Genomic DNA, 13,779 nt, shown 5'->3' with positions numbered 1-13,779 from the left:
TAGCCTATGGGGTTGCTCATCAACCAGGGGATGCTTGGTGAAGTCGGGGGGTTTCGTCCCCGCACGTTCTTCCCGATTGATCCGCATCGGGTTACGCCGCCGACGCCCGACCCACGCTTCTTCGAGACCCTGCCGACCGTCTGGGCGACGGCGTACCGGTTTCGGCAGGCCGTCGAGCAGGGCGACGAAACCGCTCGCTGGGAGTGGTTGACATTGTTTGTCCTGCACGCCATGGGCGTCGCCTACCTGACCGAGCCGCTGACGCCTGCCGTGCTGGGGCGCGAGTATCCGCCCGCCTTGCAGCCGGCGCTGGAAACCACCCATCCGCAGGCCGGACAATTTCACGACGTGCAAATCCTGAGCGTCGGTGCAACGACGGTGGGCGGCGTCTATCCCGACGTGATCTTTTTCCCGGCCCGAGCGCGTTCCCGCTGGCGAACCGACGGCTATCTGCGCCCTTACCTTGACGGCGACCTGCTTTCTTGGGCGCGGACGCGGGACGCACTGCTGACGGACGGCTTTGAGCGCGACCGGTGCCACCGTCATCTGCGGTGCGTAGCGCGCGATGCGCTGCCGCTGACCTTCGGAAAAATCCTTGACGCGCTGTGCGACGCAGCGTTTGGTCCTGCGCCCTACGGCCTTGACCAAACGCCCCGTCTGTCGCCGAGTCCAGCCAGCTGGCCGCTCGTTCGCGCGCAGGCGCAGCCGACGGAACTGCTGGAGTTGTACCCGCTGCAAAAACCAAACGCCAACGGCGGGCGAACCTTCTTTCTCGTGGATCGGTTTCCAGCGCCGCCGAGCTGGATGACGACGGCGCTGGGGCCGGGACGACCGTCGCCGGTGAGCTACCGGATGCTGGGGCCGAACGCCCTCGGTGTTGAGACGCGCGGGCGGCTGGAGACGCTCCCGCTGGGGCCGCAGGACGAAATTGTTGATCTGGCGAGCCTGTTTCTCAGCGACTTCACCGGACGGGTGGATTATCCCCGCGACGACCAGCGGTTGGCGCTCATTCATCCGGTGCATCGGCTGCAAGGTCTGGCCGACGCCTCAAAGGTTTCCATCTGCATGGCGCCGGTCACGACGCGGCTGTTGAGCTATTTTCCCGAACTCCTGGCGGAGGACGGGGCGAACTTACGCGCCAAGTTGGCCTTCGATGGGCAAAGCGTGGAATGGACGTTCCAACTCTGCGGACGGGAAGTTCCTTGGACGGCGCGCTACTTCGAGGCGCGCGACCTGACGGTGGCCTCGTTGTCGTTGTGGCCGCCGAAAGTGGACCCGCAGTGGCACTTTTACGCCGCGCATGGCTTGGGACAACGTGAACGCGCCGGGCGCTGGCGACTCGTGGACGAAGCCGGACGGCTGGGCGATCTCTACGAACTGGGCGCGGCGCAGGATGAATACGTCACGTTGCTGACGCCGCCCGCCGCCGATGAGCGTACGCCGAACCGGCCGCGCGCTTTGAGTTGGTGGTGGCCTGTCCAAGGACGCGACGTTGAACGCGGGGTGGTTTTACTGGCTCGCCTGCCTGACGCCGGCGCGCGGCCACTTGCCGATGCTCACCTTGCCGTAGATTTCGGGACAAGCAACACGTCGGTCGCCTTCGCCGCCGCCGGCGTCACTGATACGCTTCGGTTTTCACTGGCGCCGCTGCGCCTGTGGAACGGCGACGGCGCGAATCGCCTTGGGTTTGCCCCGTTCAACTGGGGCGGTGCAAAGGGCTATTTCTCTACCACCCTGCTGACGCGCCGCACCGCCGGTCTGCAAAATGTCACGCCGGACACGCTCGCCGTTGAGCACTTCTTCGCCGCCGCCATCCCAAACCTCTACGCCGACGGCCTCAACCGGATGCTAGCGGCCGGCGGCGGCGTGAACGCTTGGGACCTGCACGACAGCCTCAAGTGGGACCAGGCGCGCACTTCGGCGTACCGCGCGCTGTTCCTGCGCCTGCTGCTGTTGTTCGCCCACGCCGAACTGTTTTTCAATCGGCGTGCGCGTGTGATGGACTACACGTTTACTTTCCCGTTGGCGATGAATAAAACCGACCGGGATGTGTTCCATCAGCAGAACCGGCGCAGCATCAGCGTCGTGCAGCAGCTCTGTTATGGCGCGCGTAATTTTGATGCCGCCGCGCACTACCGAGCGGACGTAGACGAAAGCGCAGCAGCGGCGGCCGGCGCGAACTTACCGCCGAGCCCAGATCGGCTCGATTTATTCATTGACGTAGGCGGCGGGACGGCTGACATCGCCGTGCGGCGTGGGACGGAGATTCTTGTGCTGGACAGCCTACGATTGGCGGGACGGCAATTTTTCCGTACCGCCGAACAAAACCTGTCGCCGCGTCTGAAACTGCGCCGAGCCGAGGTGTTCCGCCGCCACCTGGGGCTGTTGCTAGCCCCGGACGACCTAGCGGCCGCCGAAATGGATGTCGCCGACATGCCGGGACTCCGCGAACACAACCTGCCGCTGCCGACCTTCTACCTGCTGCGCGTCAATGAACTCAAAAGTGAAGTGTTCGTCCACCGTGAGCACATCATCCTGAAGCGTCAGCGCGACGCGACGCTGCCGGAGCATCAGAGCTACCGCGACGCCTACCAGCGATTTTGCGCGCAGTTCTTCTTCCGGCACTTGCTCGCCTACGGGCTGGTGCAAGCGGCGGCGGCGGCGATTGAGCGCAACCTGAATCAAGCGCGGCTGCCCCACGGCGTCCATCTCGTGTTGGGCGGCAACGCCTGGGGGTTGTTGCTTTTTGCGGACTTCGAGCGTTCCGGCGCGGCGCTGCTGACCGAAGCCGAGGCGCTGCTAGACCGACTCAAACGGCGGGCGGGGGCTGGACTGTCGCCTGAAGCGAAAGCCTGTCTGGACGACCTGCGTATTCACGACGTGACGTTGCTCAATGAAGGCGACATCAGCCGCGCTAAAACTAACGTGCCGATTGGGGCGCTGGCGGTGGCGGGAGCGCAAACCGTCCAGCGGCGCACCGCGCCGTTTGCCGGCTTGAATCTGCCGGAAGTGATGGTCAGCGACGGCGCGATGATGCATGGCCCGCGTCCAGTACGGTGGTTTGACCGCTGGAGCGAGCCCGACCTCAAGCGCTTGTTCGAGATGGAGCCGGATACTGATATTCGGCAGGTTACAGTCCAGCCGCCGGGGACGGCGCAGCCGCTTGACCCATTGCTAACGCTGTTTACGTCGCGCGGTTCAACCGACCTCATCCCGCAGCGCAAGTGGGCGACCATCAATGGGTATTTGACGGGCGGCCGGCACTATCCGGCGCTGACACCGCTGGCGCTATTTCTCACAGGCGTTCTCTATGCCGACGCCGACCTTAAGCTGGTGACGAGTTTGCCGGATCATCCGTATCCGCTGATTGAGGACATGGCACGCAAGGCTGGTTTGTATGACGACCAGCCGCCGCTCCCTGACGAACCCGAACCGCGTCGGTCGCCGGTGAGCTACGAGTAGGGCAGCGTCCGGGAGGAGGAAACCAGCATGGACGATGTACTCGCAGTGGCGGCGGCGGCGCTAGCGGCGTTGAGTTTGCTAGGGTTGGCGGCGCTCTATCTCCTCGTGATTCGCCCGCTTCAGGTGCAGGTACGCGAGCAGGCTGAAGACACCGCACAGTGGCGCAAACAAGCGGCGCGGCTTGAACGGCTTGAAGAGCGGTCGCCGTCACCCGGCGACCGACCAACTGACCGGAGCAACACCAAGTTGGAAGCTGACCTGCAGGAACTTCGGCGGGAAGTGGATTACTTGAAAAACAAACTCTCGACGCTACTAACGCCGCCGGAGACGCCGCCGCATCCGTTGCCAAGCATAGGGTATGCGGCGGGGCTGAGGGAGGCGTCACCGCACACGGCACTGCCCGCGCCGCCGCCCGCCGCCTTTGAAAATCAGCGGATTTCGGACATCACGGCGCGTTATCGGGAGCGCCTACGGAGAGGCCACATTGACGCCCTCACCCAGCATTTTTCCGTCAATCCCAACGGCTTGTTTCTGGAGTTGGACGAACACGGTGAACGACTGGTCTTCCCGGCGCAGGAAGTGATTTACGCCGGCGATTTTGAGCAGAACTACCGCTTTGTTTTCGACTGCGCCCAGCCAGGGAGCGGCTATGTCGTTGTTGAGTCGCCGGCGCGACTTGACGCGCAGGGGCAAGTCATTGCACGGGGACGCCTGCGCATCGAGTAGCAGTTCGGGGGGTAGGGCTGTCCTCAGCGTCCAGAGGGAACCGCTGTACACCAAACGGCGACGGTACAAACGTTTTCTCCACCGAGCGCCTTGACTTTGTCACTTGACGCGCCGCGCAACGCGGCGCACAATCGCGCCTTTTGTGCGACGCACTGTGCCGCGTCGCCGGCCCCGCACGACTCCGCCTGTTGTGAGGTGCGCTCCGGTGAAACCCCAGCAGACCGACGCCCAGGCGACGACTGTTAATCCGACGGACGCCCTGCGGGCGCTGTGCGAAAAAAGCCATCCGGCGGTTGCAGCCGAGGCGCTTTCTGAGCTCGAAGCAAAGGCGGTCTGGACGGTTCTCCGCGATGTGACGCCAAGCGTGCGTACGGAGATTTTCAGCCACCTTGCGCCCAGCCTTCAGGTGGAGATGGTCGGGACGCTGCCGCGCGCCGAGATGGCGCGGCTGCTGTCTGACATGCCGCCTGATGACCGCGCCGACCTGTTTCGGCGGTTACCGGAAGAATACCGCGACGCTGTGCTGCCGGCGCTGGCTGAAGCCGAGCGTGAGGACATTCGGCGCTTGACGAACTATGCAGACGGGACGGCGGGGGCGGTGATGACCTCCGACTACGCCACGCTGCCGCCGGATTTAACGGTCGCCGCCGCGATTGAGCGCCTGCGCGAAGTCGCTCCCGACAAGGAAACGATTTACTACTCGTATGTTGTGGACGACGACCGCCGCCTGCTTGGCTTCGTGTCGCTCAAGGACCTGATTTTGGCGCGACGCGACGCTACTGTGCGCGACATTATGCACGAAGATGTCATCTTTGCCCGGACGAGCGATGACCAGGAAGACGCCGCGCGCATCATTCAAAAGTACGATCTCATTGCGCTGCCGATTGTCAACGAAGACGGCGCACTGGTCGGCATCATCACGCACGACGACGCCATTGACATCATCACGCAGGAACACACCGAGGACATGCGGCGCTTCATGGCGATCACCGGAAGCACGGGGACGGACGGCTATTTGCGGACGCCCTTCTGGAAGCATGTTCAACATCGGGTAGGGTGGTTGGTTGGTCTGGCGGCGCTAGGGTTGGTATCGGGCGTCATTATCCACAAATTTGAGGAGACGTTGACGCAGGTCATCATTCTGGCGCTCTACATGCCGATGGTGGCGGACACCGGCGGCAACACCGGCAGTCAATCGGCGACGGTTGTCGTCCGGGCGCTGGCTCTGCGTGAAATCACACCGCGCGACGCCTGGCGCGTGTTTTTCAAAGAACTGCAAGTCAGCGTCTTTCTAGCCGCCGTACTGGGCTTTTTGGCGTGGGCGAAGGTGATGTGGCTGTCGCAGGGAGCGGAATTGCCCCACGGCGTTACCTTGGCGGGCGTTGCGCGCGTCATTGCCGTGGCGCTTGCTGTGCAGGTGGTAACGGCGACGCTCATCGGCGCGCTGTTGCCGCTGGCGGCTGCGCGCTTGAAGTTTGATCCGGCTGTGATCGCCAGCCCGGCGCTGACGACGATTGTGGACATCACCGGTTTGCTGATTTACTTCTTCACAGCGCGCTGGCTGCTTGGCGTGTAGCCGTAATGCGGCGCTCACACCGGCGGCAGTCCCCAACGACGCACTGTGCCGTCCGCACTACATGAGAAAGCGTACGCGCCGTTCGGGTGAAGGGCGACATGGTGAACTCGATCCGTGTGGCCGGTGAAACGGATGATTTCGTGGCCGCTTTCAATATCCCACAGGCGAACCGTCCAGTCGTCACTGCCCGACAGCAGGCGTTTGCCGTCGGACGAAATCGCCAGACTGTTGACGTAGTTGCCATGGCCGATGAAAACCTGAAGCGGTTTGCCGTCGGCGACTTCCCAAAGGCGAATTGTCGAATCCAGACTGACGGAGGCGACCCGCCGCCCGTCGGGCGTGAAGACTACCTGCGATGAGCCGTAGGGGATTTGCCCAATATCGAGCCGCTTGATGCGGCGGCGAGCCTCGCTCTCAGCGGTTTTGACCTGCTTGAGTTCACTGCCGACAAGGCGTTGGCGGTCGTCCGAGATGGAAACGCTCAGCGAATCGTAGGTGGTTTCATCCGGCGGCAAGTACAGCAGACGGCGGCCGGTCTCTGTCGCCCACAGATGAATGTCGCCCGCAACGGTCATGACAATCACCGATTGACCGTCCGGCGCAAAGGCGGCGCAAGCGATTTCGTCAGCGTGTTGGGTAAAACGCCGTAGTTCACGACCGGAAGCTGTCTCCCACAACCGAACCGTCTTATCCTGCCCGCCGGTGACGATTTGGCGGCCGTCCGGCGAAAAGGCGACTGTCGTCACCAACGTATGCCCGAACAACCGGCGCAACTCACTGCCGCTCTGGGCGTCGCGCAACCGGAGGCTGTCATCCGCACCGCTAAACAGGGCTGTCCGGTTGTCAGGACTCAGCGCCATGCAGCGCACCGGAAACATCCGCCCGGCGGCGAAACGAGTAATCTCCCGTCCGTCCTCCGTGGCGAACATACCAATGGTCTGATCACGGCGCGCAGAGTGAAAGAACTCCCCGTCCCGTGAGAAGGCGATGCTGTTGGGATAGCTGTGACCAGCAAAGACAGCGATTTCACCAATTTTCTCCGCGACGCGCGGCGGAGGCGGCGCAACGGCGGCCACTTCCTGAAGTCGGACAGGGCCGTTATGCACAATCGGAGCCACCTCGGTCAGCGGAGTTGTCACAATTTCGAGGGTCGAACTCAAATCGAAAAGCAGCGGCACGCCCGATCCCTCGGCGGTCAGCGCCGGCAGGCCGGAGACAACCGCCGGTGAAGCCGACGTCGCACCACCAAGCGTGAATTTGCCGGATGAGTAACCAAATGTCGTCTCGCCCATCGCCGCCAGCAATTCGCGTGCAAGTTCTTCCGCTGTGGGGCGATTAGCAGGGTCCTTCTCAAGCGCATGCATGACGACCCGCTCAATTTCCACCGGGATCGCCGAATTGTAGCCCCGTAGCGGCGGCGGCGGATCGTTGACCTGCATCCACATCACGGCGACAAAATCATTGTCCGGCGACTCAAACGGCAGTTTGCCGGTGAGCATCTGGTACATCATGATGCCTAAACTATAGACATCCGCCTTGCCATCGTAGGGCTTGTTGCGCATGCGTTCCGGCGACATGTACTCCGGCGTCCCCATCAAAATGCCGGTCGCCGTCAGGTTGGGTCGGCCCGGTCCCTTGGGCGGACGCGCCAGCTTGGCGATGCCGAAATCCAGCACCTTGACAATTTCGCCGCGCCGGGTCCGGTGCAGAAAGATGTTGTCCGGCTTGATGTCGCGGTGAACGATGCCCGAAGCATGGGCTTCGGTTAGTACGTCGCACACCGGGATAATGATTTCCACACAGCGTTCTAAGGGGAGAACAAAGCGCTCCTGCAACTCGTCGCTCAGCGGTCGGCCGTCCAGCAACTCCATCACGAGGTAGGCATAGCCGTCCTGCGTGATGCTGAAATCGAGAACGGCGACGGCGTTCGGATGGGAGACCGAACAGGCGGAGACGCCTTCCTGCCGAAAGCGTTCAAGGTTTTCAGGCGTAGTATTGTGAACGTTATGGTGCAAGACCTTGACCGCCACCGGGCGATTGAGATTCAAGTGCGTCGCCCGGTACACCGCGCCGAAGCCGCCGACGCCGATTTTGGCGTCGAGGCGATACTTGCCGTCGAGGGTGACACCAATGAAAGGATCGGGGATCGTCGTCAAGGTCTGGTGTCTCCACGAAGAACCGAAGCTGTGCGGGATAAGCCGCTATTTTGCGCCAAACCACGCCGCCTGACAACTCAGCGTTGAAGCTCGGCTTTTGACGGCTAAGTATAGCAAAATTTCAGCCCCATAGTTGCCGATGTAACATCACCGCGCTTTGTCTTGCCTGATCCGGCGGTCGGCGAATGGTGGAGGACGTATGGATATTCCGGTGAATCCAACCGCGCTCTTGGTTGTCCTTGGGACTGTTTTCGTAGGCGTTCCGCTTTTGGTGTACGGCGGGTTGCCGCTTCTTATCAAATTCACCTACCGCCAGCCGGCTCGGTATCGTCTGCCGCCGGAGCCGATGGATAGGCTACTGGTAGAGGGCGGCCCGGTGTTTCGCGCCTTAGACGACCAACTCAAGCTGCTCGGCTTCAGGCTTGTCGCCGCCTCATCGTTGGGCGTGGAAAACCGGCTGGGGGTTTATCGAAGTTCCATAGACACCTGCTTCGTCACCCTTGCAGTCATCAGTGGGACGGTCACGGTGGATTTCACCCAGCCTTATGCGGACGGTTTCAACTTGTCCTTGACGAATGCGCCGTTTCCGTCGGTTTTTCCCACTTGGGAACGGAAAACGGTGTACCGATTGCCTGGTGAGTCCGACTTGGGCCGCTTGTATCAAGTCTTCAAAGCCATCCGAAGTCGGGAAAAACGAACGCCGAAGGCGATTACACCGGGATTTGAACTTACCGACATTGAAGCTTTTTGCAACGACGAGGTGCAGCATCTCATCCGACGGGGCTTTTTGTCGGCGCGCAACCCGGAGCGGTTGACCCTCAAAGGTGCGTATGCCATGACGTTGCCTCTGCTGCCGCCCTTCAAAGGGCTTCTCCTCAGCGCCGAGAAAGCGCGGACGATGCGGGCGGAGTGGTCGGGCGGTGGACGTCCATTTTAGAGCCGTTTCTGCGTCAGCATAGCGAAACCCAGTGTGAAACACGCCAAATGCGGGCCAAATCGCTGCATCGCCTCGGAAAGCGCACCGGCTTCCGCCCCTAGGGCAAAAAGCGCCCGGCATAGACGGCTTCCGTACAAACGTGGTCTCATGGCTGCGCCATGGCCGACGCAAACACTCACCCCACCTCAGCTTCGGTCGCCGTCCGGCGCGTCCTCTGGACGCTCCTGAGCGCCAACCTGCTAGTGGTTATCGCCAAAGCCGTCGCCGGTTGGCAGGCCGGGTCGCTGGCTGTCCTGAGTGACGCCGCCCACTCGCTGACCGACGCCGCTAACAACCTCGTCGGCGTCTGGCTCATGCGTGCCGCCGCCAAACCTCCCGACCGCGAACACCCCTACGGCCACGCCAAGCTGGAGCCGATTGGCGCATTCGTGGTGTCGGCGCTGATGGGCATTATCGCTTACGAAATTGGGCGGGAAGCCGTCCGGCGTCTGTGGTCGGGGACGGCCGCGCCGGCCGACCTGACCACCCTCACCTTCGCCGTCATGCTCGGTACGCTCGTCGTTAACCTGCTGGTCGTCTGGTATGAGCGCCGCGCCGGACAACGGCTCGGCAGCCCGTTTCTGCTGGCGGACGCCCAGCATACGCTCAGCGACGTGTACGTCACGCTGGGCGTTCTGGCCGGTCTTGTCGGGATGCGGCTCGGCTGGGTGTGGCTCGATCCCGTCATTGCGCTGGTTGTTGTTGCGGCGGTGGGCTGGGGCGCATACCACGTCCTGGTGACGGCGATTGACGACCTGATGGACGCCGCCGCCGTGGACGGCGACGACCTCATTGCGCTGGCGCGGCGACATCCCGATGTCGCAGATGTCCGCCACGTCCGGTCGCGGGGACGCGGCGCGTACGGTTTCGCCGAACTCACGCTGGTTTTTCGGCACAACGACTTGCGCCGCGCCCATGCGACCAGCGACCTTTTGGAGGAAGAGATTCGACAGGCGTACGGGATCGCCCACATCACCATCCACCTTGAACCGGCCGAAACCGCCGCCTCAAACGCTCTGAACGCAGAGGAAGCGTCCGTATGACTCAAGCGCGCGAAGTCGCCGTTCTGGCCGGCGGCTGTTTCTGGTGTTTGGAAGCCGTGTACCTCGCCATGCGCGGCGTTGAAAAAGTGGTTTCCGGCTACGCCAACGGGCGGACGCCCAACCCAACCTATCAACAAGTGTGTTCTGGTCAAACCGGTTACGCGGAAGCCGTGGAAATCACTTTCGATCCGCAGACGACAAGCTACCGTGACCTGCTTGATGTCTTCTTCGTCATCCATGACCCGACGACGCTCAATCGGCAGGGGGCGGATGTCGGTACGCAGTATCGCTCCGGCATTTACTACCTAACGCCCGAACAGCAGGCGACGGCCGAAGCCGTCGTTGCGGAACTCACGGCTCGGAAGGTGTTTGACGCGCCCATCGTGACGGAGATTGAGCCGCTGCGGAACTTTTATCCGGCCGAGGACTATCATCAGAATTACTTTGCGCGCCATCCGTATCAACCCTACTGTATGGCGGTTGTCGCCCCCAAAGTCGCCAAGTTTCGCCAGCATTTCTTCGACAAGGTCAAGTCATAAACCGTCGGCCTATGCCTGACGCCGCCACGCCGCCCACTGCGTCCGTCGTCGCCGCATCAAACGTTGAACCACTCGTGGTGCGCGGCGCGCGCGTCCACAACCTCAAAAACATTACGGTCGCCATCCCCTACGAAAAGCTGACGGTTGTCACCGGCGTGAGCGGGTCGGGCAAATCGTCGCTGGCTTTTGACACGCTCTACGCGGAAGGCTATCGCCGTTATGTCGAGTCGCTGTCGGCCTACGCCCGGCAGTTTCTAGAGCGCCTGCCAAAGCCGGACGTGGATGAAATTTCGGGGATATGCCCAGCGATCGCCGTCCAGCAGAGACATCAGACGCGCCAGCCGCGCTCGACCGTCGCCACGCAGACGGAAATCTACGACTACCTGCGGCTGCTCTACGCCCGCGTCGGCGAGGTGTACTGCCACCGGTGCGGCACGCGCGTGCGGCGCGATACGCCGCAGTCGGTGGTCGAAGAGGTTTTGGCTTTGCCGGAAGGCGCGCGCTTTTACGTGACTTTCCCCTTGGCGGCGACCGCCGCGCCGCCGCCCGACGCCAAGCCCAAGCGCCCGCGCAAGAAAGACGCGGCGGCGACGCGGGTACAGGTCGTCGCGCAGTTGATGAGCCTGCTGCAACGCGGGTTTCGGCGCTTGCTTGCGGATGGGCGGGTGATTGAGCTGAATACGCCGGACGACTTTCCCCACGAGACGTTGGAAGGCATCGAGGTCATCGCCGACCGGTTGACGGCGCGTCCCGATGCGGCGTCGCGCCTGACGGATTCCGTTGAAATGGCTTTTCGTGAAGGTCACGGCGAGATGGCGGTTCACGTGGTGAGTCCGACGCCGGCCGTGATGCGGTTTGGGGAACAGTTCGCCTGTAAGGCTTGCCGGCTGACCTACCCGCCGCCCGAACCGACGTTGTTCAGCTTCAACAGCCCGTACGGGGCATGTCCGACCTGTCAGGGCTTCGGCAGCACCATCGGCGTGGACATGGCCAAAGTCATTCCCGACGCCGGCCGCTCGCTGGCCGACGGCGCGGTGGACGCCTTCGAAAAGCCGCAGCTTGATTGGGCGAAGCGCGAGCTATACGCGGTTTGCAAGCGACATCGGATTCCATGGCGTGCGCCTTTTCGGAGCCTGACGGACGAACAAAAGCGGCTGGTGATTGACGGCGAGCTGCAGGGCGACTGGGGCGGCGTGCGGGGCATTTTTGATTGGCTTGAGACGAAGAAGTACAAGATGCACGTCCGCGTGTTGCTGGCGAAGTATCGCGGCTACACGACCTGCCCGGACTGCAACGGCGGCCGCCTGCGCCCGGAAGCGCGCGCCGTACGGGTCGGCGGACGCGATTTGCCGTCCGTCACGCGACTTTCCATCCGGGAGGCGCTGGACTGGTTTACGGCGTTGCCCGACCGGTTGACGCCGGAAGGCCGCACAATCGCCGCCCGCCTGCTTGAGGAAATCACCAGTCGGCTGCGCTTTCTGAGTGACGTCGGCCTCGACTATCTGACGCTCGACCGGACGGCCGGGACGCTGTCCGGCGGTGAGGCGCAGCGCATTCAGCTCGCCACGCATCTGGGGGCGGCGCTGACTGGTGCACTGTACGTTTTGGATGAGCCGAGCGTCGGCCTGCATCCACGCGACACGGCGCGGCTGGTGGCGACGCTGGCGCGTTTGCGCGACGGCGGGAATACGGTCGTTGTCGTCGAGCATGATGAGACGACGATTCGCGCAGCGGATTACATTGTGGACATTGGCCCCGGCGCGGGTGAGCAAGGCGGAGAAGTCGTGTTTCAGGGGACGTATGACGCGCTGCTGCGCGATCAACGCTCGCTGACGGCGGCTTACCTACGCGGCGACCGACGGATTCCGCTGCCGGCGAGACGCCGTTCGTGGACGCATGCGATTCGTTTGCGCGGGGCGGCCGTCCACAACTTGAAGGGGATTGACGTGGACATCCCGCTGGGCGTACTGACGTGCATCACGGGTGTTTCGGGATCAGGGAAGTCCACGTTGGTTCACGAGGTGTTGTGTCGGGCGCTGGCTTCGCCGGAAGCGGCGGCCGCCGTCTGCGCTTCGATTGAGGGTCATGAGCGCGTCACACAGACCATCGTGGTTGACCAGTCGCCGATTGGGCGGTCGTCGCGGTCGAATCCGGCGACGTACATCAAGGCCTACGATGTCATCCGGGAAGTTTTTGCGCAGACGCCGGAAGCGCAGCGCGCCGGTTTTGGTCCTGGCCATTTTTCGTTCAACGTACCGGGTGGACGGTGTGAGACGTGTCAGGGCGCGGGAACGGTGACGATTGAGATGCAGTTTCTCGCCGATGTCGAGTTGCCGTGTGAGACCTGCAACGGAACGCGCTTTACGCCGGAGGTGCTGGCCGTACGCTTTCGTGGAAAAAACATTCACGAAGTGTTGCAGTTGACCGTCCGCGAGGCGCTGGTGCACTTCGACGGCGTACGGAAGCTGACCGAGCGGTTGCGCGTTTTGGATGAGGTAGGGTTGGGTTACCTGCGACTAGGGCAGCCGGCGACGACGCTCTCCGGCGGCGAGGCACAGCGGCTCAAGCTGGCGGCGCATATCGCCGAGGGCGCGGCTGCCGGGGCGCTGTTGATTTTCGATGAGCCGACGACGGGTTTACACTTCGCCGATGTTGCCGTGTTGCTGGGGGTATTTGAACGGCTGCTGGCGGCCGGGGCGTCGTTGTTGGTCATTGAGCACAATCTGGACGTGATCAAGACGGCGGATTGGGTGATTGATTTGGGGCCGGAAGCCGGTGTTGGCGGGGGCGAGGTAGTCGCCGTCGGCCCGCCGGAAGCCGTGGCGGCTGTTGCGGCGTCGCACACGGGGCGGTTTTTACAATCGCTTTTTGCGACCGGACGACTTGCTCCATAAAGAGCTTGGAAGCGCCGTCCTATTTGGAACGTGAACAAAGCGCCCAAACAGAAGCGCAGCCGTGCCAGAGCTGTTTTTTTTTCGAGTAGAGATAGCGCGTGCGCTGGCTTGGAGGGCGGCGGTAGCGACGCCTCGATAGGTTCACGTAGGGAGCGCACACCAGCATCTATGGCGGACATGACGACGAAGAACGCCCCAACTTTTCCGCCGCGCGGTTGTCCTGCTCTGACGCGCTGTGACCACTTCCCGCCGCCGACCGGCAGGTTAACTCGCCACATTTTGTTGAAGTGCACCGGCTCTCGGAAAGGTTACGTACTTACGTTGCCTCTTTCCTGCCCTGCCGCTAATCATGGCTTGTAGCCCGGAGTCGGGCTTTCCATAATCCACGTCGGAACCAAGATGCCTCG

Annotated in this window: 9 protein-coding genes; 7 read left to right on the top strand and 2 right to left on the bottom strand. The window is 62.7% G+C overall.

Annotation, left to right across the window (positions count from 1 at the left end):
• Nucleotides 1–6 precede the first annotated feature (6 nt).
• From NZ585_05985 to mgtE, 3 genes are all read left to right on the top strand, one after another.
• Nucleotides 7–3,462, top strand: coding sequence for a rod shape-determining protein (locus NZ585_05985; protein MCS7079586.1), 3,456 nt, complete (start codon nt 7–9; stop codon nt 3,460–3,462).
• A gap of 27 nt (nt 3,463–3,489) precedes the next feature.
• Nucleotides 3,490–4,188, top strand: a complete 699-nt coding sequence (locus tag NZ585_05980; protein MCS7079585.1) for a hypothetical protein — start codon at nt 3,490–3,492, stop codon at nt 4,186–4,188.
• 205 nt (nt 4,189–4,393) lie between these two features.
• Entirely contained in the window at nt 4,394–5,764 is a 1,371-nt protein-coding gene (gene mgtE / locus NZ585_05975) for a magnesium transporter (GenBank protein MCS7079584.1), read from the top strand.
• A 14-nt stretch (nt 5,765–5,778) separates the two neighbouring features.
• On the opposite strand, the gene NZ585_05970 is transcribed toward mgtE, so the two are convergent.
• Nucleotides 5,779–7,920 (bottom strand): serine/threonine protein kinase, encoded by a 2,142-nt coding sequence (locus tag NZ585_05970; protein ID MCS7079583.1) that lies wholly within the window; start codon nt 7,918–7,920, stop codon nt 5,779–5,781.
• A 199-nt stretch (nt 7,921–8,119) separates the two neighbouring features.
• On the opposite strand from NZ585_05970, the gene NZ585_05965 reads away from it, so the two are divergent.
• Nucleotides 8,120–8,857, top strand: coding sequence for a hypothetical protein (locus tag NZ585_05965; GenBank protein MCS7079582.1), 738 nt, complete (start codon nt 8,120–8,122; stop codon nt 8,855–8,857).
• On the opposite strand, the gene NZ585_05960 is transcribed toward NZ585_05965, so the two are convergent.
• The gene (locus NZ585_05960) at nt 8,854–9,006 is read right to left on the bottom strand and encodes a hypothetical protein (protein ID MCS7079581.1); all 153 of its coding nucleotides are present in this window, start codon (nt 9,004–9,006) and stop codon (nt 8,854–8,856) included. The two genes, NZ585_05965 and NZ585_05960, sit on opposite strands and share 4 nt — an antisense overlap.
• A gap of 9 nt (nt 9,007–9,015) precedes the next feature.
• Here NZ585_05960 and NZ585_05955 point away from each other — a divergent pair, with 9 nt between their 5' ends.
• The 3 genes from NZ585_05955 to uvrA are packed head-to-tail and all read left to right on the top strand — an operon-like array spanning nt 9,016 to nt 13,372.
• A complete protein-coding gene (locus NZ585_05955; protein MCS7079580.1) occupies nt 9,016–9,939 on the top strand; it encodes a cation diffusion facilitator family transporter in 924 nt (307 codons plus the stop codon).
• A complete protein-coding gene (msrA, locus tag NZ585_05950) occupies nt 9,936–10,478 on the top strand; it encodes a peptide-methionine (S)-S-oxide reductase MsrA (GenBank protein MCS7079579.1) in 543 nt (180 codons plus the stop codon). Before NZ585_05955 ends, msrA begins: the two co-directional genes overlap by 4 nt.
• Before the next feature lie 11 nt (nt 10,479–10,489).
• Nucleotides 10,490–13,372: an excinuclease ABC subunit UvrA gene (uvrA, locus tag NZ585_05945; protein ID MCS7079578.1), complete on the top strand. Its 2,883-nt coding sequence runs from the start codon at nt 10,490–10,492 to the stop codon at nt 13,370–13,372.
• Nucleotides 13,373–13,779: the final 407 nt, after the last annotated feature.

The organism is Chloracidobacterium sp. (genome assembly GCA_025057975.1).
Classification (GTDB): Bacteria; Acidobacteriota; Blastocatellia; order Chloracidobacteriales; family Chloracidobacteriaceae; genus Chloracidobacterium.
This window is presented reverse-complemented; position numbering and strand designations above follow the sequence as displayed.